Origin of the sequence: Micromonospora sp. SD12 (genome assembly GCF_052068495.1) — a bacterium.
Classification (GTDB): Bacteria; Actinomycetota; Actinomycetes; order Mycobacteriales; family Micromonosporaceae; genus Micromonospora; species Micromonospora echinofusca.
Window position 1 is genome coordinate 93,601 of record NZ_JBQHDF010000019.1, and the last position, 17,519, is coordinate 111,119.

The 17,519-nt window shown below is 74.0% G+C and carries 17 protein-coding genes and 1 pseudogene; 14 read left to right on the forward strand and 4 right to left on the reverse strand.

Annotation, left to right across the window (positions count from 1 at the left end):
* Positions 1-3: 3 nt before the first annotated feature.
* The 8 genes and pseudogenes from ACTMS2_RS25570 (at position 4) to ACTMS2_RS25605 (ending at position 9,207) form a co-directional block, all read left to right on the forward strand.
* Positions 4-1,572, forward strand: coding sequence for an amidohydrolase (locus tag ACTMS2_RS25570; protein WP_441177673.1), 1,569 nt, complete (start codon positions 4-6; stop codon positions 1,570-1,572).
* Between the two features lie 58 nt (positions 1,573-1,630).
* Entirely contained in the window at positions 1,631-3,193 is a 1,563-nt protein-coding gene (locus ACTMS2_RS25575) for a lysine 5,6-aminomutase subunit alpha (protein WP_441177675.1), read from the forward strand.
* Between the two features lie 5 nt (positions 3,194-3,198).
* Positions 3,199-3,966 carry an OAM dimerization domain-containing protein gene (locus ACTMS2_RS25580; RefSeq protein WP_393404009.1) on the forward strand — a complete coding sequence of 256 codons (768 nt, stop codon included), beginning with the start codon at positions 3,199-3,201 and terminating at the stop codon, positions 3,964-3,966.
* Positions 3,963-4,355 (forward strand): hotdog domain-containing protein, encoded by a 393-nt coding sequence (locus tag ACTMS2_RS25585; protein WP_441177676.1) that lies wholly within the window; start codon positions 3,963-3,965, stop codon positions 4,353-4,355. The genes ACTMS2_RS25580 and ACTMS2_RS25585 overlap by 4 nt, the downstream gene beginning before the upstream one ends.
* Positions 4,352-5,692 carry a glutamate mutase L gene (locus ACTMS2_RS25590; protein WP_441177677.1) on the forward strand — a complete coding sequence of 447 codons (1,341 nt, stop codon included), beginning with the start codon at positions 4,352-4,354 and terminating at the stop codon, positions 5,690-5,692. Before ACTMS2_RS25585 ends, ACTMS2_RS25590 begins: the two co-directional genes overlap by 4 nt.
* A 398-nt stretch (positions 5,693-6,090) precedes the next feature.
* Positions 6,091-7,796 (forward strand): annotated as a pseudogene (gene lnt, locus ACTMS2_RS25595) (apolipoprotein N-acyltransferase); the annotation flags it as partial.
* Positions 7,792-8,598, forward strand: a complete 807-nt coding sequence (locus ACTMS2_RS25600; protein ID WP_441177678.1) for a polyprenol monophosphomannose synthase — start codon at positions 7,792-7,794, stop codon at positions 8,596-8,598. The pseudogene lnt and the gene ACTMS2_RS25600, both read left to right, overlap by 5 nt.
* 84 nt (positions 8,599-8,682) lie before the next feature.
* The gene (locus ACTMS2_RS25605) at positions 8,683-9,207 is read left to right on the forward strand and encodes an FxsA family protein (RefSeq protein WP_441177679.1); all 525 of its coding nucleotides are present in this window, start codon (positions 8,683-8,685) and stop codon (positions 9,205-9,207) included.
* A 61-nt stretch (positions 9,208-9,268) separates the two neighbouring features.
* Here the strand turns inward: ACTMS2_RS25605 and ACTMS2_RS25610 are convergent, their stop codons facing one another.
* Together ACTMS2_RS25610 and ACTMS2_RS25615 are read right to left on the reverse strand one after the other, a co-directional pair.
* Complete coding sequence (locus tag ACTMS2_RS25610) at positions 9,269-9,610, reverse strand: RNA polymerase-binding protein RbpA (RefSeq protein ID WP_046564157.1); 342 nt, start codon at positions 9,608-9,610, stop codon at positions 9,269-9,271.
* A gap of 277 nt (positions 9,611-9,887) precedes the next feature.
* A complete protein-coding gene (locus ACTMS2_RS25615; RefSeq protein WP_441177680.1) occupies positions 9,888-10,478 on the reverse strand; it encodes a pyridoxamine 5'-phosphate oxidase family protein in 591 nt (196 codons plus the stop codon).
* Between the two features lie 235 nt (positions 10,479-10,713).
* Between ACTMS2_RS25615 and ACTMS2_RS25620 the strand changes: the two genes are divergently transcribed.
* The 3 genes from ACTMS2_RS25620 to ACTMS2_RS25630 all read left to right on the forward strand — a co-directional run bounded on the left by ACTMS2_RS25620 (position 10,714) and on the right by ACTMS2_RS25630 (position 11,782).
* On the forward strand, positions 10,714-11,091 hold the full coding sequence (locus tag ACTMS2_RS25620) for a DUF2089 domain-containing protein (RefSeq protein ID WP_441177681.1): 378 nt from the start codon (positions 10,714-10,716) through the stop codon (positions 11,089-11,091).
* 83 nt (positions 11,092-11,174) lie between these two features.
* On the forward strand, positions 11,175-11,348 hold the full coding sequence (locus ACTMS2_RS25625; RefSeq protein ID WP_441177682.1) for a hypothetical protein: 174 nt from the start codon (positions 11,175-11,177) through the stop codon (positions 11,346-11,348).
* Positions 11,349-11,359: 11 nt separating this feature from the next.
* Positions 11,360-11,782: an SHOCT-like domain-containing protein gene (locus ACTMS2_RS25630; RefSeq protein ID WP_441177683.1), complete on the forward strand. Its 423-nt coding sequence runs from the start codon at positions 11,360-11,362 to the stop codon at positions 11,780-11,782.
* Between the two features lie 174 nt (positions 11,783-11,956).
* Here the strand turns inward: ACTMS2_RS25630 and ACTMS2_RS25635 are convergent, their stop codons facing one another.
* Together ACTMS2_RS25635 and ACTMS2_RS25640 are read right to left on the reverse strand one after the other, a co-directional pair.
* On the reverse strand, positions 11,957-13,093 hold the full coding sequence (locus tag ACTMS2_RS25635) for a hypothetical protein (protein ID WP_441177684.1): 1,137 nt from the start codon (positions 13,091-13,093) through the stop codon (positions 11,957-11,959).
* Positions 13,094-13,243: 150 nt separating this feature from the next.
* Entirely contained in the window at positions 13,244-14,590 is a 1,347-nt protein-coding gene (locus tag ACTMS2_RS25640) for an MFS transporter (protein ID WP_441177685.1), read from the reverse strand.
* Between the two features lie 70 nt (positions 14,591-14,660).
* Between ACTMS2_RS25640 and ACTMS2_RS25645 the strand changes: the two genes are divergently transcribed.
* The 3 genes from ACTMS2_RS25645 to ACTMS2_RS25655 all read left to right on the forward strand — a co-directional run bounded on the left by ACTMS2_RS25645 (position 14,661) and on the right by ACTMS2_RS25655 (position 17,519).
* Positions 14,661-15,311, forward strand: coding sequence for a TetR/AcrR family transcriptional regulator (locus tag ACTMS2_RS25645; RefSeq protein ID WP_441177686.1), 651 nt, complete (start codon positions 14,661-14,663; stop codon positions 15,309-15,311).
* A 61-nt stretch (positions 15,312-15,372) separates the two neighbouring features.
* Entirely contained in the window at positions 15,373-16,698 is a 1,326-nt protein-coding gene (locus ACTMS2_RS25650) for a flavin-containing monooxygenase (protein WP_441177687.1), read from the forward strand.
* Positions 16,695-17,519, forward strand: a complete 825-nt coding sequence (locus tag ACTMS2_RS25655; protein WP_441177688.1) for an SDR family NAD(P)-dependent oxidoreductase — start codon at positions 16,695-16,697, stop codon at positions 17,517-17,519. The genes ACTMS2_RS25650 and ACTMS2_RS25655 overlap by 4 nt, the downstream gene beginning before the upstream one ends.

A 17,519-nucleotide genomic window follows, 5' to 3' on the forward strand; every position in this document is an offset into this window, starting at 1 on the left:
GTCATGACGAACCCCTCGACTCTGTACCGCGGCGGGACGCTGCACTGCCCGGCCGATCCGAGCGCGACGGCTCTGCTGGTGTCCGACGGCAGGATCTCCTGGCTGGGGGTGGACGCGGACGCGCCGTCCGCCGATCGGGTGGTGGATCTGGACGGGGCGTTGGTGACGCCGGCGTTCGTGGACGCGCACGTGCATGCCACGGACACGGGGTTGGCGTTGTCGGGGCTGGACCTGTCGGGGGTGCGTTCGGCGGCGGAGTTGTTGGACGCGGTGGCGGGGTTCGCGGCGGGGTTGCCGTCGGACGCGGTGGTGCTGGGGCACGGCTGGGACGAGTCGAGTTGGCCGGTGCCGCGGTTGCCGGACGCGGCGATGGTGGATCGGGCGGCCGGGGGGCGGCGGGTCTATCTGTCGCAGGCGTCGATCCATTCGGCGTTGGTGTCGGCGGCGTTGCTGGCGGCGTGTCCGCAGGTGGTGTCGGCGGTGGGGTACGACGCGTCGGGGTGGTTGCGGCGCGACGCGCACCACGTGGTGCGGGCGGCGGCGTTCGCGTCGGTGACGCGGGAGCAGCGGGTGGCGGCGCAGCGGGCGGCGTTGGGGCACGCGGCGTCGTTGGGTATCGCGGCGGTGCACGAGTGTGGTGGTCCGGAGATCTCCGACGAGGAGGACTTCACGGGTCTGTTGGCGTTGTCGGGTGACGGCGTGGCGGAGGTGTACGGGTACTGGGGTGAGCTGGGTGGTGCGGCGCGGGCCCGGGAGTTGGGTGCGGTGGGGGCGGGTGGTGATCTGTTCGCCGATGGGGCGTTGGGGTCGCGTACGGCGCACGTGTCGCGGGACTACCTGGACGGTGACGGTGGGTGTGGTCACGGTTATCTGAGTGCGGAGCAGGTGCGGGAGCATCTGTTGGACTGTGCGGCGCACGGTGTGCAGGGTGGTTTCCACGCGATCGGTGACGCGGCGATCGCGACGGTGTTGGAGGGTTTCGCGGGGGCGGCGCAGCGGCTGGGCACTGATCGGGTGCGGGCGGCGCGGCACCGCATCGAGCACGCGGAGATCATGAACAAGCGGTTGATCGCGGGGTTCGTGGAGTACGGGATCGTGGCGAGCATGCAGCCGGCGTTCGACCGGTTGTGGGGTGGTGCGGGTCGGATGTACGAGTCGCGGTTGGGCTTGGCGCGGTCGTTGGAGTCGAATCCGATGGGTGCGATGCACGCGGTGGGGGTGGCGTTGGCGTTCGGGTCGGATTCGCCGGTGACGCCGTTGGATCCGTGGGGTTCGGTGCGGGCGGCGGTGTGGCATCACAGTCCGGCGCAGCGGATGAGTGTGCGGGCGGCGTTCGCGGCGCACACCCGTGGTGGGTGGCGGGCGGTGCGGCTGGACAACGAGGGTGTGTTGGCGTTGGGGGCGCCGGCGACGTTCGCGGTGTGGTCGACGCCGGCGGGGGTGGAGCGGGGTTTGCCGGTGTTGTTGGCGGCGGATCCGGAGGCGCGGGGTCCGCAGGATCCGACGCCGCTGCCGGTGTGTCGGCGCACGGTGTTGCGTGGTGACGTGATCTTCGAGGAAGGGTCTTCGTGAGCGAGCGATCCATCGGTACGGCGTGTGGCGCCGTCGCGGCGCAGGGTGGGGTGACGGTGTGACGGGCAAGCTTGATCTGGATCCGCGGTTGGTGGCGCGGGCGCGGGAGTTGGCGCGCCGTGCGGGTCAGCCGGTGGTGGATCTGGCGCGTAGCCACACGACGGTGTCGGTGGAGCGGGCGGTGTTGCGGCTGGCCGGTGTTTCCGGTGCCGATCCGGACGGGATTCCGTGGGTGAACCGGCTCGTGGACGCGGTGGTCGCGGACGTGGGGTTGGGGCACGGGGTGGCGTTGCCGGTGTTCGACGCGTTGGCCCGGGAGCAGATCGGCGACGTGACGTTGCTGGCGCAGAAGGCGGCGGCGGGGTCGGTGCGGTTCGAGGTGCCGACGGGGAAGGCGGCCACGGCGGCGCGGAGGGCGGCGCGGCGGGCGGTCGGTGCGGGGGTGCGGGCGATCGACCGGCGGCGGGCGGAGCGGGACCGGCTGGTGAAGCGGTTCGGGGATCCGAAGCAGCGGCCGTGGATCTATCTGATCGTGGCGACGGGGGACATCTACGAGGACATTCCGCAGGCGCAGGCGGCGGCGCGGGCGGGTGCGGACGTCATCGCGGTGATCCGGTCGACGGGGCAGTCGTTGTTGGACTACGTGCCGGAGGGTGCGACGCGGGAGGGGTTCGCGGGCACGTACGCGACGCAGGAGAACTTCCGGTTGATGCGGGCGGCGTTGGACTCCTCGTCGCGGGAGTTGGGTCGCTACGTGCGGTTGACGAACTACGCGTCGGGTCTGTGCATGCCGGAGATGGCGACGTTGGCGGGCCTGGAGCGGCTCGACATGATGTTGAACGATTCGATGTACGGGATTCTGTTCCGGGACATCAATCCGATTCGTACGTTCGTGGACCAGCGGTTCTCGCGGCAGGTGCACGCGCGGGCGGGGATCGTCATCAACACCGGTGAGGACAACTACCTGACCACGGCGGACGCGGTGGACGAGGCGCACACGGTGACGGTGTCGCAGTTGCTCAACGAGTTCTTCGCGCACGAGGCGGGGTTGGCGGACTGGCAGTTGGGTCTGGGGCACGCGTTCGAGATCAATCCGGATGTGCCGGAGTCGTTGCGGTTGGAGTTGGCGCACGCGTTGTTGGCGCGGGAGTTGTTCCCGGACGCGCCGTTGAAGTGGATGCCGCCGACGAAGCACATGACGGGTGACGTGTTCCGGGGCAATCTGCTGGACGGGTTCTTCAACCTGGTGGGCACGATGACCGGGCAGGGGATTCTGCTGGTGGGGATGATGACCGAGGCGGTGGTGACGCCGTGGTTGTCGGATCGGGACATCGCGTTGCAGAACGTGCGGTACGTGCTGGGTGCGGCGGGTGGGTTGCATGAGGATTTCGTGCCGGCGCCGGGTGGGTTCATCCAGCAGCGGGCCAACCGGGTGCTCTCGGAGGCGGTCGAGCTGTTGGAGCGTATCGGTGAGCAGTCGTTGTTGACGGCGATCGCCGAGGGCACGTTCGGGATCATGAAGCGGCCGGCGGACCGGGGCAAGGGGTTGGCGGGGGTGGCCGCGCACGAGGCCGGCTACTTCAATCCGGCCACCGAGATCCTGGAAGGGGCGGCCGCGTGAGCGCTGTGGAGGCCGGCGGCGGGGCTGCCGGGAAGAAGATCGTGCGGCCGTACGGGGACACCACGGGCGACGGCATGGTGCAGGTGTCGTTCACGTTGCCGGTGCCGCACGACAAGCGGGCCGAGGGCGCGGCGGTGCAGTTGGCGAACAAGATGGGCATCGACCCGGCGATGCTGGTGCACGCCAAGCCGATGAGTGAGGGCTTCACGTTCTTCGTGGTGTACGGGCGGGTGAACCATCTGGTGGACCTGTCGGCGGTGCAGGTGGTGGAGCGGGACTTTCCGCTGCTGAGCGCCAAGGAGGTCAACGCGGTGGTGAAGCGGCGGTTGCGGCGCAAGTTGTCGGTGGTGGGGGCGTGCATCGGTACGGACGCGCACACGGTCGGCATCGACGCGATCCTCAACGTCAAGGGCATCGCCGGTGAGAAGGGGCTGGAGTACTACCGGGAGTTGAAGGTCACCAACCTGGGGGCGCAGGTGAGTGTGCCGGAGTTGGTGGAGGCGGCCCGGGTGGAGCGGGCGGATGCGGTGCTGGTGTCGCAGGTGGTGACGCAGCGGGATGCGCATCTGCACAACACGCGGGAGATGTCGGCGGCGTTCCGGGAGGCGATGCCGGCGGGGCGTCGGCCGCTGCTGATCGTGGGTGGGCCGCGTTTCGACGAGACGATGGCCGGTGAGTTGGGCGTGGATCGGATCTTCGGCCGGGGCACGACCCCGGGTGAGGTGGCGAGTTTCCTGGTGCACGCGTTGATCGAGAAGAAGGCGAAGGCATGAGTGATTCCCGGGTGGGTCTGACGGTCGTGCACCGGCGGTACGTGCCGTATTCGCATGCCCACTACGCGGGCAACCTGGTCGACGGGGCGTACGCGTTGGGGTTGTTCGGGGACGTGGCCACGGAGGTGTGTATCCGCACCGATGGTGACGAGGGGTTGTTCGCGTCGTACTCGGATGTGCAGTTCCGGGCGCCGATGAAGGCGGGGGACGTGTTGGAGGTGACGGCGACGGTGACCCGGGTGGGTACGCGGAGCCGCACGATCGACTTCGTCGCGGCGGTGGTGTGTCGGGGGCGTCCGGACCGGGGTGAGTCGGCGGCGGAGGTGCTCGACGAGCCAATCGTGGCGGTCACGGCGACCGGCACGGTGGTCGTTCCGCCTGCGGCGTGAGGTACGCGGTCTGCGCCGACGTCGGGTCCACGTACACGAAGGTGGCGGTGGTGGACCTCGACGTCGGCGCGTTGGTGGGTGCGTCGTCGGCGCCGACGACGGTGGGTACGGACGTGCTGCACGGCCTGGACGCGGCGGTCGGGGCGGCGACCGCCGGGTTGGCTGGTGTGCGCGACGCGCCGTGGTACGTGTGTTCGTCGGCCGGTGGTGGGCTGCGGTTGGCGGTCATCGGCTACGAGCGGCTGGTGACGGCGCAGGCGGGGCGGCGGGTGGGCCTGTCTGCGGGTGCGAACGTGGTGCACGTGGCGGCGGGTCGGCTCGGCGCGGCGGACCTGGCCGGGTTGCGGGCGGCCCGCCCGGATGTGGTGCTGCTGGTGGGTGGCACCGACGGTGGGGACGCCGAGACGTTGACGCACAACGCGACGCGGCTGGCGCGGGCCCGTTGGCGGGTGCCGGTGGTGTTGGCGGGCAACGTCGAGGTCCGCGAGGAGCTGCATACGGTGCTGGCGGCGGCGGGGGTGCCGGTGACGGTGGCCGACAACGTGTTGCCGCGCATCGGGGTGTTGGCGCCGGCGGGGGCGCGGGCGGCGATCCGGGAGGTTTTCCTGCGGCATGTGATCGGCGGCAAGCGGTTGTCGCGGGGGTCGCGGTTCGCGCGGCTGGTGCGCGCGGCCACTCCCGACGCGGTGTTGACCGGGGTGGAGGTGCTGGCCGACGCGTTGGGTGGTGATCTGGTGGTGGTGGACGTGGGGGGCGCCACCACGGACGTGTACTCGGTGTTGACGCCGGACGAGCGGGCGACGGGGCCGGGGCGGGAGGTGGCGGGGTCGCTGTGGCGGGCCCGTACGGTCGAGGGCGATCTGGGTATGCGGTGGAGCGCGCCGGGGGTGGTGCGGGCGGCGGCGGAGGAGCGGCTGCTCACCGACGCGGAGCGTGACGCGCTGGCGGCGGGGGCGGCGGCGCGGGCCGCCGAGCCGGGTTTCCTGCCCGCAGGGGAGGCGGACCGTGCGGTGGATGCCCGGATCGCGGCGTTGGCGGCGACGGTGGCGTTGCGGCGGCACGCGCGGGGGGCCGCGACGGGTGAGCGGGCCGGCCGGGACCTGCGTGACGTGCGGCTGCTGGTGGGCTCGGGTGGGGTGTTGCGGCATGCCGCGCCGGTGGACGCGGCCGGTGTGCTGGGTGCGGTGCTGACCGATCATGCCGGCGGTTGGCCGTTGCCGCGGGCGGCCCGGCCGGTGGTCGACGTCGACTACGTGCTGGCCGCCGGTGGGCTGCTGGCGGCGGAGCATCCGGTGGCGGCGGTGGCGTTGTTGCGGCGGCACCTGGGCACGGATTGAGACTCGCCGACGCGACACGCCGTGGTACATCACACGACAGGCCCGGGTGGGTTGACAGCGGCGGGGGTGTACGCCGTACCGTCTTTGAGTCCTACTACGGGAAGCGGCTGTTGTTCGCTTCGTCCCTTCGTCCGCTGGCCGAGCGACATGTGAGCAGTGCGTCGCGGCGGCCAGGTCCAGCGGGCGGGGGTCGGCGGGGCGGCGCGAACCGGCCGCGGTTACCGGTGTACGGGCAGGGTGAGGTGCACGGCCAGTAGACAACGGCCAGGCGGGGGCAGCCAGTCCGCGTCGGGTCGGTCCGAAGGTCGGCGCAGCTCATTCTCGCCCCACCGGCCGGGAAGGGCCTGGGAGCATCGGGGCGCGGCGCGAGCCGCGCCCCGATTTGTGTCCGGTGTCCGTTGGCGGCGGGGCAGAGCGGCCGGGTGGGCCGTGGCGGGGCGGCGGCGGTACGGGCGGGTAGCCTTCGGCCCGTGATCGTGGGGAATCGACCGGCGGCGACCGGGGACGACGACCGGCCTGCCGGGCGGGCGGGGGCGCTGCCGTTGCGGGTGGCCGCGCCGATGGCGGTGGCGGCGGGTCTGGCGTTGCTGGCGGCGTTTCCGCCGTACGGGCTGTGGCCGCTGGCGCCGCTGGGTGTGGCGTTGCTGGCGGCGGCGACGCACCGCCGTCGGCTGCGTGCCGGGGCGGGGCTGGGTTTCCTGACCGGGGTGGCGTTGTTCGCGCCGCTGTTGAGCTGGACGAACCTGCACACCGGCTACCTGCCGTGGGTGCTGCTGTCGCTGTTGCAGGCCGGCTATTTGGCGTTGCTGGGCGCGGCGGGCGCGTACGTGTCGCCGCTGGTGGACCGGGTGCGGTGGAGCTGGCCGGCGGTGACCGGGGTGTTGTGGGTGGGGCAGGAGGCGCTGCGCGACCGTACGCCGTTCGGCGGGTTCCCGTGGGGGCGCCTGGCGTTCAGTCAGGGCGACTCGCCGCTGCTGCGGCTGGCGGCGTGGGGTGGGGCACCGTTGGTGACGTTCGCGGTGGCGTTGACCGGTGGGCTGCTGGTGGCGGCGCTGTGGCGGCCGTGGGGCGGGCGGCGGCGCTGGTGGGTGCCGGTGGCTGCGCTGAGCGCGGGGGCGGTCGCGGTGCCCGTGGTGGGGTTGCTGGTGCCGGTGGCCGCCGTGGGGGGCGGCGACGCGGTGACGGTGGCGATCGTGCAGGGCAACGTGCCGCGTCTCGGCCTGGACTTCAACGCGCAGCGGCAGGCGGTGCTGAACAACCACGTCGACGCCACGATCGAGCTGGCCGGGCAGGTGGCCGCCGGCGTGCGGCCCCGCCCCGACCTGGTGGTGTGGCCGGAGAACTCCAGCGACATCGACCCGCTGCGCGACACCGACGCGGGGGCGCGCATCTCGCAGGCCGCCGACGCGGTCGGTGCCCCGATCCTGGTGGGTGCGGTGCTGCGTGGCCCGGGCGACGGTCAGGTCCGCAACGCGGGCATCCTGTGGCGGCCCGGCAGTGGCCCGGATCTGGCGCAGCTGTACACCAAGCGGCATCCGGTGCCGTTCGCCGAGTACGTGCCGATGCGTGAGCTGGCCCGGATGGTCAGCAAGCAGGTCGACCGGGTGCGCGCCGATTTCGTGCCGGGCAGCGAGCCGGGGGTGCTGGACGGCGGGGCGGCGGTGCTCGGCGACGTGATCTGCTTCGAGGTCGCCTACGACGAGGTGGTGCGTGACACGGTGACCGGTGGGGCGCAGCTGCTGGTGGTGCAGACCAACAACGCCACGTTCGACGTGGCCGAGGCGCGCCAGCAGTTGGCCATGGTGCGGTTGCGGGCGGTGGAGCACGGCCGGCCGGCGTTGATGGCCTCGACGGTCGGGGTGTCCGGGTTCGTTGCCCCGGACGGGCGGGTAAGCGACGCCACCGGGTTCAACACCCGAGCGGTCGTGGTGCGGCAGCTGCGGCTGGACGACGGGCGCACCCTGGCCACGCGGGTCGGGCTGTGGCCGGAGGTGGCGTTGGCCGCCCTGGCCGTGGCGGCCCTGGCGGGCGCGGTCGTGCTGCGCCGCCGGCACCACGGCGGCTGACACCAGCCGGTACGCCGGCGGAGGGGAAGCACGGTGGGCGAGACGACCGGTACCCGGGCGGACACCGGTCAGCCGGGGGTGGGGCGGGTGCTCGTGGTGATCCCGACCTACAACGAGGCCGACAACGTGGCGCGGATCGTGGCGCGGGTGCGTCGTGCCGCGCCGGCGGTGGAGATCCTGGTCGCCGACGACAACAGCCCGGACGGTACCGGCGCGGTCGCCGACGCCCTGGCGGGCGCTGACGGCCGGGTGCACGTGCTGCACCGCGAGGGCAAGCAGGGACTGGGGGCGGCCTACCTGGCGGGGTTCGCGTGGGCCCGCGAGCGTGGCTTCGACGCGGTGGTGGAGATGGACGCCGACGGCTCGCACGCCCCCGAGGATCTGCCCGCGCTGTTGGCGGCGGCCCGCGACGCCGACGTGGTGATCGGTTCGCGGTGGACCGGGGGAGCGCGGGTGGTGAACTGGCCGCTGCGGCGGCTGCTGTTGTCGCGTTGCGGCAACCTGTACGCGCGGCTGGCGTTGGGTATGCCGTTGTCCGATGCCACGGGCGGCTACCGGGTGTACCGGTTGGCGGCCCTGGATGCCATCGACCTGGAGTCGGTCTGTTCGCAGGGCTACTCGTTCCAGGTGGAGCTGTCGCGGTTGGCGCACCGTTCGGGGGCGCGCATCGTGGAGGTGCCGATCACGTTCGCGGAGCGGGAGCGCGGCAGCAGCAAGATGAGTCCGTTGATCGTGGCGGAGGCGCTGTGGCGGATCACGACGTGGGCGGTGCAGGACCGGCGGGTGGCGTTGCGGCGGGGCCTGCACGGCACCCCCACCGGTCAGGTCCGGTGGCCCTGAGCGGCGGCGTGTCATGCTGGACGGGGCGCCGGTGCCCGCGCGGGTGGCCCGCGTCGGGGCGCCGCGGATGGTGAGTGGGGTGAGATGCGCCGAGGACTGAGGTTTGTGCCGCTGGCCCTGTTGGCGGCGGTGCTGCTGGAGCTGGTGGTGTTCGTCGTGGTGGGGCGGGCGATCGGGTTCGGTTCGGCGCTGCTGGCGGTGTTCGCGGCGTCGCTGCTCGGGCTGGTGCTGCTGCGGCGCGAGGGGATGCGCGCCTGGCGGGGCTTCAAGGCGTCCGCGCAGGCCGGGCAGCCGCCGGGCCGGCAGGTCACCGACGGTCTCGTCGGGTTGCTCGGTGCGCTGCTGCTGGCGTTGCCGGGCCTGATCAGCGGCCTGGTGGGAATGTTGTTGCTGGTGCCGCCGGTGCGCCGGTTGGCGCGCGGCGGGGTGCAGCGGGCGGCGGAGCGGCGGGTGTCGTCGATGGTGGCCGGTGACCTGTTCGGGCCGCGGCGGGTGCGGGTGCGTCGGGGCGCGGCCGCGCCGGCGGAGCCGCCGGCGGCGGAGCCGACCGTCGTCGTCGACGGGGGTCGGGCCATCGAGGGTGAGATCGTGGAGCCCGGCCGTAACTGAGTCGCACACGACGGCGCCCCGGGAGCATCGCTCCCGGGGCGCCGTCGTGTGCGGGTGTGGCTCAGGCGCGGCCGCGGCGGGTGCGGACCTCCTGCAGCCGCTCGGCGAGGATGTCCTCCAGTTCGGCGATGGAGCGCCGCTCCAGCAGCATGTCCCAGTGGGTGCGCGGCGGCTTGGCCTTCTTCTGCTCCGGCTCGCTGCCGTCGACCAGCCGGGCCACGCTGCCGTCGAACTTGCATTCCCAGGTCGTGGGGACCTCGGCGTCGACGGCGAACGGGACCTCGAACTGGTGGCCCTTGGCGCAGAGGTACTCGCGGGTCTGACGCGGCGCGAGCTCCGTGTTGCGGTCGGATTCGTAGCTGACCGCGCCCAGACGGCTGCCACGCAGCATACGCTCGCCCATGATCGACTTCCCCTCGTTCGTGGTGCTGGTCTACTCGGTGTAACGGTCCGTTCCCGCCGGGCCATTCCCGCCCGGATGCCCGGGCGGGCCTGCACAAGGGTAGCGGGCCATGCCAGCTGCCCGGCGGGATCGTCCCGCGCCGGGTCGGGTCCTGCGGTGTCTCCGCGGTGCCAACGGCGATGGTAGCCGCCCCGCGTCGGCGCAGCTCGCGCTGGCCGGTGACGCGCCGGCGCGTGCTTGCTCGTGCCGACGGTGGCACCAGATGTGCGGCGGCGGTTCAGCTCGCCGGGGTCGGTGGCAGCGGCAGTGGCAGGCCCGGCAGGCCGTCGATGCTGTGCGCCACGTGGTCCTTGCCGGCGAAGTAGTCGCTCAGCGACGCGTCGTCCTCCCGGGCGAAGCGCTGGCCGTGCAGGTCGCGGTCGGCGTCGTAGGACATGAACGGCACCGCGTAGCCGCAGGTGTCGCGGATCAGTTCGGCGCGTACGACGATGATCGCCCGCAGGCCGTGCACGGTGGGGTCGATGTCGGGGAAGTGGCCCATCAGCTCCCGCCAGCGGGCGTCGTCGCGGAACACGGGCTCGCCGCGCCCGTGCACCCGCACGATGTTCGGCGGTCCCTCGAAGGCGCACCACATGAGGGTGATCCGGCCGTTCTCCCGCAGGTGGGCGATCGTCTCGGCGTTGCTGCCCGCGAAGTCCAGGTAGGCCACCGTGTGCGCGTCGAGCACCGCCCACGAGCCGCGCAGCCCCTTCGGGGACAGGTTGATGGTGCCGTCGGCCGACAGCGGGGCCGTGGCGGTGAAGAACAGCGGCTGCTGCTCGATGAAGGCGCGCAGGCGGCCCTCGATGCGCTCATGTGTCTTTCCCACCCCGGCATCATGACCCGCCGACGTCCCGTCCGGCTGCCCCGGGCGGCGCGGTGCTCAACGCGTGGACGCGGCGGCGCGTACGCGCTCGCTGTCGCCGTCGGAGAGCAACGACGACAGCGAGCGGCCCTGCCCGGCAACGGCGACGCGCCTCGGCCCGGAGAGGCGGCGAACCCGAACCAAGAAAATCAAGGTCGACATCTTCAAAGTTAAGGCCTTGGCGGGTATAACTTTAGACATGACAGAGCAGGCGATGGACTGGCAGGAACTGACGAACCTGACCCGGGGCCAGCCGTTCGTCGTCGAGCGGGTGCGCCTGACAGGCAACGGCGTCGCGATCGAGGGCGAGTTCGAGCTCCCGCAGCTGGCCCAGCTCAACGTCGAGGACCAGGTCTTCGTCACGGCGTTCGTGCGGTGCCACGGGTCCATCAAGGAGATGGAACGGATCTTCGGGGTGAGCTACCCGACGGTCAAGTCACGACTCAACCGGATCACGCAGATGCTCGACTTCGTCGAGACCGATCCGGCGCCGTCGCGGGCCGACGTCATCGGCCGGCTGCGTCGCGGCGAGATCACCGCGCAGCAGGCGGTCGCCGAACTGGAGGGCCGCGCGTGATGCCGCGGTCGGTGACCGTACGGGTGCGACGCCCCGCCGGCCGTCCCGTGCGGATCCGCGTCCCGGTGCTTCCCGTCGTGCTCGTGTGCGCACCGCTCGTGGCCCTGGTCGTGCTGGTGGCGGCCGTGGCCTGTCTCGCGTACCGCGTCAGCGTCACGCGCGCGCTCGGCACCGCCTGGCGCGTCGTGTGCGCACTGCCCGGCACCCGGGTCGACATCGAGCAGGGCCGCACGGCCGTGCTCGTCGCCATCCGATAGGAGAGGAACCGATGACCGAACAACGCAAGGACATCCTCGACATGCTGGCCGAAGGCCGGATCACCGCGGCGGAGGCCGAGCAACTGCTCGCCGCGCTCGAACGCGACCAGCCGCCGGCGGCCTCGAGTGTCGACGCCCGGCCCAGGAACAGGGCGAAGTACCTGCGGGTGGTGGTGGACACCGTCGACGACGGCGAGCCGGGCCGGGTCAACGTACGGGTGCCGCTGCAACTGCTGCGGGCCGGCGTGCGGCTGGCGGCCCTGATCCCGCCGCAGGCGCTGGGTCAGGCCAACGCCGAGCTGCACAGGTCGGGTGTGCCGTTGGATCTGACGCAGCTCAAGCCGGAACAGCTCGAGACGCTCGTGGAGCACCTCGACGAGATGACCGTGGAGGTCGACCAGCCCGATGCCAAGGTGCGGGTCTTCTGCGAGTAGCCGCCGTCGCAGTGCGACGGACCCTCGGGAAGGGTGCGGGAACACCCTCCCGAGGCCGCGTCCGCCAGGGCAGAGCACGGTTGAACTGCGAATCTGAATTCTAGCCGCGCAGCCGGCCGGGTCGACGTCGACACCGGGCAGACCCGTACCGGTGCTGGGCGGCGTGCGCCTCGCTCACGGCGCCTGCCGGGCGGGGCCGGGGGCGCCGAGGTTCGCCAGGGCGGCGGCGAGGTGGCTGACCTGGTCGGCGAGCTGGGCGGCGCGCCGCTGCGCCTCGTCGCGGTCGGTCTCGGCGGCGCGCAGCCGTACGGCCAGGTCGGCGGCGCGGCCCTCGGCGGCGCTGGCGGTCTCGCGCGCGGCGGCCAGCTCGGCGCGCAGCGTGTCGCGGTGCCCGGCGAGGTCGGCCACCTCCGCGCGGGCCTGCCCGGCGGTCGCCTCGGCGCGCTGCCGGGCGGCCTCCGCGTCGCGGCTGGTCGCTTCGGCGCGCTGCCGGGCGGTGTCGGCCTCGGCGGCGGCCGTGCGGGCGACGTCAGCCTCGGCGCGGGACTGCTCGGCGCGTTCGCGGGCCTGTTCGGCTTCGGCGTGCAGGCGCTGCGCGCGGTCGAGGGCCTCCGTGGCGGCGCGGGTCGCCCGGTCGGCGTCGGCGCGGGCGGCGTCGCGCTCGCCGGTCAGTTCGGTGGCGCGGCGGCGCTCGGCGTCGACGTCGACGCGCAGCGCACGCAGCTCGTGACGGGCCTGGTCGCGGTCGCGTTCGGCCTGGGTTCGCAGGGCCTCCGCGGCGCTGGCCTGCCGGCGGGCCTCGTCGCGGGCGGCCTCCGCCCGGTCGGCGCGGGCGATCGCCGCCGTGGCCCGCTCGGCGGCGGAGTGGGCCTCGGTGTGGGCGGCGTCGCGTTCGGCGGCGGCGGAGCGGGCCTGCTCGCGGGCCAGGACGGCGGCCGCGGCGGCGTCCTCGGCGTCGCGGCGGGCCTCGTCGCGCTCGGTCTGTGCCGCCGCGACCTGCGTGGCCGCGTCGGCGCGGGCCTGGGCGAGCTGGCGTTCCACCCCGACCGGGGACAGCTCGGCGTGCAGGGCGTCGACGAGGGTCTCCGCGACCTGCTCCAGCCGGTCCACGGCCTCCCAGGTGCGGGCCACCTGACCGGGCAGGCCGGGGGCGTTGCGGTGCCGCATCCGGCTGTTGCGGGAGGCCCGCTGGCAGGCGCCGTCGTTGTCGCGGCAGTAGCGGAACGGCCGGCCGGCGCCGACACGCTGCGGCACCTGGCGTCCGCAGTGGGCGCAGGGGCGGGTCTCTACGGAGGTGGGCTCGGCGTCCATCGAGGGCGCAGTCTACTGCCGGGGCCCCGCCGGTCCCCGCCGCAGCGCCCGACCGGTCCGCCCTCGCACGTGGCCGACGCACGGGGACGGTGGTTGACGCACGGAACGGTGGCCGCCGCGTGCGGCGCGGACGCCCGGTGGCCCGGCTGCTCAGTCGGCCGTGCGGGCCGTACGGTCCAGGGTGTAGCGGCGTTGCAGCAGCAGCGCGACGAGCATCGCTGCCGCGGGCAGCAGCCCGAAGCCCCAGCGGATCGCGTCCAGCGCGCCGTCGGGCTGGGTGACGCCGGCCCCGGCGGTGGAGGCGACGAACCCGCCCGCTGCCAGGCACAGCGAGTACGCCCACGGGCCCAGCGCCGCGCCGGTGGCCTCGGTGGCCGTCCAGACCCCGGTGTAGGTGCCGGCGGCGCCGCCGCTGGCACGGATGACGTCGGGCACCATCGAGAACGGCAGCAGCTGCATGCCGGCGAAGGCGACGCCGAGCACCGCCACGGCCGCCACCAGCAACGGCAGCCCCGCCGGACGGCCGACGGCGAGCACCAGCGAGCCGGCCGCGAAGGCGCCCTGGGCGCCCAGCAGCGCCCGTTGTTTGCCGACCCGGCGGGCTGCCACCAGCCAGGCGGGGGTGACCAGCAGGGCCGGGGCGACGAAGGCGGCCACCAGCACGGTGGTCAGCCCGGGGCGACCCAGCTCGTACTCGGCGTAGTAGGGCACGCCGGCCAGGACCAGGTGGGTGGTGCTCGACATGGCCAGGTACGCGGCGACCAGCCACCGGAACTGCCGGTCGCGCAGCGCCACGGCGAGGCCCCGCCAGCCGCCGCCGTGCCGTGCGGGCGTCGCGGCGGCGGCCCGGCGCAGCCGACCGATGCCGGCGACCCCGACCAGCATGGTGGCCAGCATGCCGACGGCCAGCAGCACGCCCATCCGCTGGTAGCCGCCCCGGGTGGCGTCCTGCCCGCCGGCGAGCAGCGGCGCCAGCAGCCCGGAGGCGAGGATGCCCAGGGTCAGCACCACCATCCGGAAGGCCATCAGCCGGGTGCGTTCGTGGTAGCCGATGCGCAGGTCGGCGGGGGTGGCCAGGTAGGGGACCTGGTAGGCGGCGAAGAGCAGGTTGCCGGCGACGAAGGCGAGCGCCACCCAGGCGGCGGCCGGCGCGCCGGTGAGCGCGCCGGGCACGGCGAACAGGGCGGCGAAGGCCAGCGGCAGGGCGCAGCCGAGCAGCAGCAGCCGCCGTCGGTCGCCCCGGCGGGTCTGTTCGACGTCGCAGCGGTGCCCGATCCAGGGGTGCAGCAGGACGTCGGCGACCTTCGGCAGCAGCAGCGCCAGGCCGGCGAGCCAGGGGGCGACGGCCAGCACGTCGGTGAGGAAGTAGAGCAGCAGCAGACCGGGGACCGTCACCCAGACGCCCATGCCGAGGGAACCGGCGGCGAAGCCGAGCAACGGCCCGCGGGGCAGGGTGGCGCTGCGCGTGCCGGCCGGCTGCTGGTCGAGCCCGGTCATGACGGCCTCCTCTGCGGGCACGCCGCCCGCAATCCAACGGATGCTGGATTGTAGGGGCAGAATGGCGGCCATGACCATGCCCCGCCGCCGACCCGGGCGGCCCCGCCGCGAGGAGACCCGACCCACCCGGGAGGTGGTGCTCGCCGCCGCGACCGCGCTGTTCGCCCGGCGGGGCTTCGACGCCGTCGGGCTGCGGGAGGTCGCGGCGGCGGCCGGCGTCGACGTGGCCACGGTCTCGCACCACACGGGTACGAAGGCGCAGCTCTACGACGCCTGCTTCGCGCGGGTCTTCGACGCCGAGCGCGACGTGCTCGAGGCGGCGGCGGTGCGCGCCCGGCAGGCGCTCGACAGCGGGCCGACCGAGGTCCGGCGGGCGCTGCACGACCTGGTGGACGTGTTCGTGGACTTCCTGGAGGACCGGCCGGAGACCACCGCGTTGTGGCTGCGCCGCTGGCTGGAGCCGCAGCGGCACGCCGAACTCGACGAGCGCTACGCCGCGCCGCTGTACCGGCTCGTCGCGGACCTGCTCACCGCCGCCGCGGGGGCCGGCGCGCTGGTCGAGCCGGCGCCGCACGTGACGGTGCGCAGCCTGGTGTGGGCGGTGCACGGGCACGTGGTGGCCCTGGCCGCGGGCGGGGGTTCGCAGGCGCGCCAGCGGCGGGAGTTCCGCGCCTTCGTGCACCGCTTCCTCGACGGGCTGTACGGGCCGGCGACGCCTTGACGTGCCGAGGCGTACCGGGCCATTATCCAACGCACGTTGGATTAACGGGAAGGAGCCGGCGATGGGTGCGCAGCCGTCCGTGGCGGTCATCGGCGCGGGTGCGGCCGGACTGGCCACCCTCAAGGCCCTCGCCGACGCCGGCGTGCCCGCCGTCGGCTTCGAGGCGGCCGGGCGGGTCGGCGGCCTCTGGGTGTACGGGGCCCCCGGCTCGCCGGCGTACCGGACCCTGCACCTGAACACCAGCAAGGCGCGCACCGAGTTCGCCGACCACCCGATGCCGGCGCACTGGCCGGACTACCCCGACCACGCCCGCGTCGCCGGCTGGCTCACCGACTACGCCGACCGCTTCGCCCTGCACGACGCGGTACGGCTGCGGCACACCGTCGAGCGGGTCGAACGCGGCGGCGACGGCCGCTGGAGCGTGCACGCCGCCGGACCCGACGGCCCCGTCGACGTCAGCGTCGACGCCGTCGTCGTCGCCAACGGCCACAACCGGGTGCCGAAACCGCCCACCCCCACGCCGCCGGGCGCCTGCACCGCCGAGCAGCTGCACAGCCACGCCTACCGGGGGCCCGAGCAGCTCGCCGGCCGGCGGGTCCTGGTCGTCGGCGGCGGCAACTCCGCGATGGACATCGCCGTGGACGCCTCCTACGCGGCCCGGCGCACCCTGCTGTCACTGCGTCGGGGCGTCTGGGTGGTGCCGAAACACCTGCTGGGGCGCCCGTCGGACACCCTCAACGGCGCCCTGGCCCGGCGGCTGCCGTGGCGGCTGCGCCAGCGCATCACCCAGCGGCTGCTCACCGCGACCGTCGGCCCACCCACCCGCTACGGCCTGCCCGCCCCCACCCACGGCTTCCTCCAGGACCACCCGACGCTGTCCGACGGGCTGCTGTCGCGGCTGACCCACGGCGAGATCGAGCCCCGCCCCGGCATCGCCGGCTTCGACGGCGAGCGGGTCACCTTCACCGACGGCCGCGTCGACGAGGTCGACCTGGTGATCTGGTGCACCGGCTACCGGGTGCAGGTCCCCTTCCTCGACCCCGCGCTGCTCGGCGACGGCGCGGACACCCTGCCGCTGTACCGGCACGTGTTCCACCTCGACGCGCCCGGCCTGGCGTTCGTGGGGCTGATGCAGTCCACCGGCGCCGCGTTCCCACTGGTCGAGGCGCAGGCCAAACTGGTCGCCGCGCAGCTGTCCGGCCGCTACGCGCTGCCCGAGCCGCACGCGCAGCGCGCCGCCTGCCGGGCCGAGCTGCGCGCCGCCACCGCCCGCTGGGGGCAGCGCCGACCCGCCATGCGGGTGGACTTCGACGCGTACCTGGCAGAACTGAGACGGGAACTGGTCGCCGGCGCCCGCCGCGCCCGCGCCACCGGAGCCGCGACATGAGCGCCCTGCCGGGCCGCCGGGTGCTGGTGACCGGGGCCAGCGGCACCTTCGGCCGGCACCTGTGCGCCGCGCTCACCGCCGCCGGGGCACGGGTCGTCGGCGTCGACCGCCAGGCCGGCACCGTCGACGGCGTACCGGTGCTCGGCTGCGACCTGACCGACCCCGCCGCCGTGACACCGACCGTCGCCGCCGCCGTGGAGCGCCTCGGCGGGCTGGACCTGCTGGTCAACAACGCCGGCGTGGGCGGGCCCGCCCCGGCGGAACTGCCGCCGGACGAGGTGGTGCGCCAGCAGTTGGAGGTGAACCTGCTCGCCGCCTGGCGGACCACCGCCGCCGCGCTGCCCGCCCTGGAGGCCGCCCGCGGCCGGGTGGTCTTCGTCGCCAGCCGGATGGCCCTGCTGCCGCTGCCCCTGGCCGCCGCGTACGGGGTCAGCAAGCGGGCCCTGGTCGCCTACGCCGACGCGCTGCGCCACGAGGTGGGCACCCACGTCGGGGTGAGCGTCGTCTACCCGAGCATGGTCGCCTCACCGATCCACGACAGCACCGCCGACGCCGGCCTGTCCCTGCGGGCAGTGTCCCGTCCGGAACCGGTGCAGGGGGTCGTCGCGGCGATCCTGCGCGCCGCCACCGCCCGGCGGGTACCCCGGGACGTGGCCACCACCCGGCGGGGGCGCCTCGAACTGGCCCTCGCCCGGCACGCCCCGGCGCTGGCCGACCGGCTCGTGCGCCGTACCGTCGCCGCCCGGATCGCCGCCGGTGACCTGGACGCCGCGCCGCTGGCCGCCGGGATGCTGCGCCGGCACCGCGCCGGCACCGGCTAG

What these genes read in the sequence shown, in the direction of transcription:
- ACTMS2_RS25570 (WP_441177673.1), top strand. Translation starts at nt 4, where the DNA reads ATGACGAACCCCTCGACTCTGTACCGCGGCGGGACGCTGCACTGCCCG.
- ACTMS2_RS25585 (WP_441177676.1), top strand. Translation starts at nt 3,963, where the DNA reads ATGAGTGATTCCCGGGTGGGTCTGACGGTCGTGCACCGGCGGTACGTG.
- ACTMS2_RS25605 (WP_441177679.1), top strand. Translation starts at nt 8,683, where the DNA reads ATGCGCCGAGGACTGAGGTTTGTGCCGCTGGCCCTGTTGGCGGCGGTG.
- ACTMS2_RS25610 (WP_046564157.1), bottom strand. Translation starts at nt 9,610, where the DNA reads ATGGGCGAGCGTATGCTGCGTGGCAGCCGTCTGGGCGCGGTCAGCTAC.
- ACTMS2_RS25620 (WP_441177681.1), top strand. Translation starts at nt 10,714, where the DNA reads ATGACAGAGCAGGCGATGGACTGGCAGGAACTGACGAACCTGACCCGG.
- ACTMS2_RS25630 (WP_441177683.1), top strand. Translation starts at nt 11,360, where the DNA reads ATGACCGAACAACGCAAGGACATCCTCGACATGCTGGCCGAAGGCCGG.
- ACTMS2_RS25635 (WP_441177684.1), bottom strand. Translation starts at nt 13,093, where the DNA reads ATGGACGCCGAGCCCACCTCCGTAGAGACCCGCCCCTGCGCCCACTGC.
- ACTMS2_RS25640 (WP_441177685.1), bottom strand. Translation starts at nt 14,590, where the DNA reads ATGACCGGGCTCGACCAGCAGCCGGCCGGCACGCGCAGCGCCACCCTG.
- ACTMS2_RS25645 (WP_441177686.1), top strand. Translation starts at nt 14,661, where the DNA reads ATGACCATGCCCCGCCGCCGACCCGGGCGGCCCCGCCGCGAGGAGACC.
- ACTMS2_RS25650 (WP_441177687.1), top strand. Translation starts at nt 15,373, where the DNA reads ATGGGTGCGCAGCCGTCCGTGGCGGTCATCGGCGCGGGTGCGGCCGGA.
- ACTMS2_RS25655 (WP_441177688.1), top strand. Translation starts at nt 16,695, where the DNA reads ATGAGCGCCCTGCCGGGCCGCCGGGTGCTGGTGACCGGGGCCAGCGGC.